The following is a 1535-nucleotide window of genomic DNA, read 5'->3' as shown; positions in this document are numbered from 1 at the left end:
AACAGTCATCCGGCGTGACGCGCGGGTGACACGGACCGGAGGTGGACATGGCGCTGATCGGCATTCATGGCGCGGGCAGCATCGGCTGCTACCTGGGCGGACGGCTGGCGGCGGCCGGCAGCGAGGTGCTGCTGGTCGGGCGCGAGCGCCTGCGCCGGGAACTCGCGGACAGCGGTCTGCGGGTCAGCGACTATCGCGGCGCCGACCTGCGGCTGGCAGCATCGGCGGTACGTTACGACACCTCTCCGGCGGCGCTGGCGGAGGCGGATCTGGTGCTGGTGACTGTGAAGTCGGCGGCGACCGCGCAGGCCGGTCGCGAGCTGGCGGCGGTGCTGCGTCCGGGCACGCTGGTGATCAGTTTCCAGAACGGCCTCGGCAATGCCGCCGTGCTGGCGCGCGAGTTGCCGGAGCAGGTGGTGCTGGCCGGCATGGTGCCTTTCAATGTCGCGCATCAGGGCCACGGGCATTTCCACCAGGGCTCGGAAGGCGAGCTGGACGTGGCCGCCCACCCCGGGCTCGCGGCCTGGCTGCCGGCCTTCGCCCGCGCCGGCCTGCCGGTGATGCCGCGCGGCAACATGGAGGCGGTGCTCTGGGGCAAGCTGCTGCTCAACCTCAACAACCCGGTCAATGCGCTCTCCGGCCTGCCGCTCAAGGCCGAGCTGTCGCAACGCGATTACCGCCGCTGCCTGGCGCTGGCGCAGGAGGAGGCGTTGACGCTGATGGCGGCCGCGCGCATCCAGCCGGCCCGGCTGACGCCGCTGCCGCCGCACTGGATCCCGCGCCTGATGCGGGTGCCCGACCTGCTGTTCCGGCGCCTGGCCAACCGCATGCTGGCTATCGACCCGCTGGCGCGCTCCTCCATGTGGGATGACCTGGAGGCCGGTCGCGCCACCGAGATCGACTGGATCAACGGCGAGGTGGTGCGCCTCGGCGAGCGTCTGCAGCTGCCGGCGCCGGTCAATGCCCGACTGGTGGCGCTGGTGCACGCGGCGGAGCAGGGCGGTCGCCGCGACTGGCGTGGCGATGAGTTGCTGGCACAGCTGCAGTCGGCGCAGGCCGCCGCAGGCTGAGGGTGCCGCGAGGGGCATGTTGTCGTGCTTTTGCTCATGCCGCGGTCACCATGGTCGCTTTTTGGCGACAATATGTTTTCCTTAATTATCAGTGCCTTGAATGACTCTGTCGCAAAGCTGTCGCACAGTGGCGACACATTTCCGGCTTTTCCGGCCGCCCGCCGCCCGAATTGCTCTCCAGCTGCCGATTTTTCAATATAACCAACTGATTCATAAGCATTTATAAAAACAGGCATGCGGCTTGCTCTGAAGCGCCTGATTTCAGGTGACGCGAGTCCTAACCGCATGCATGACGCTGTTCCCCATCACCATTCCCGTGCCGTGGCGCCGGTCCGCCGTGCCGTGGCGACATCCCGCGCGCTGCCGCTTCGCTATCGTGGCCGCGAGTTCCTGACCGGCGGGCTGCTGGCCGCTGCCCTGCTGGTGCTGTCCATGCCGGCCGCCGCCATCGGACTGGACGACATT

2 protein-coding genes are annotated in these 1535 nt (G+C 68.3%); both read left to right on the top strand.

The window, feature by feature from the left end:
* Positions 1-47: 47 nt before the first annotated feature.
* Positions 48-1070 (top strand): 2-dehydropantoate 2-reductase, encoded by a 1023-nt coding sequence (locus C5O18_RS09370; RefSeq protein WP_105193363.1) that lies wholly within the window; start codon positions 48-50, stop codon positions 1068-1070.
* A gap of 285 nt (positions 1071-1355) precedes the next feature.
* Positions 1356-1535: hypothetical protein (locus tag C5O18_RS10275; RefSeq protein ID WP_146089331.1), on the top strand; the 180-nt coding region annotated here is incomplete at its 3' end.

Origin of the sequence: Amnimonas aquatica, assembly GCF_002943415.1 — a bacterium.
Classification (GTDB): Bacteria; Pseudomonadota; Gammaproteobacteria; order Pseudomonadales; family Moraxellaceae; genus Perlucidibaca; species Perlucidibaca aquatica_A.
Note: the sequence above shows the minus strand (reverse complement) of the source record. Positions and strands in the feature narration are given on the sequence as shown.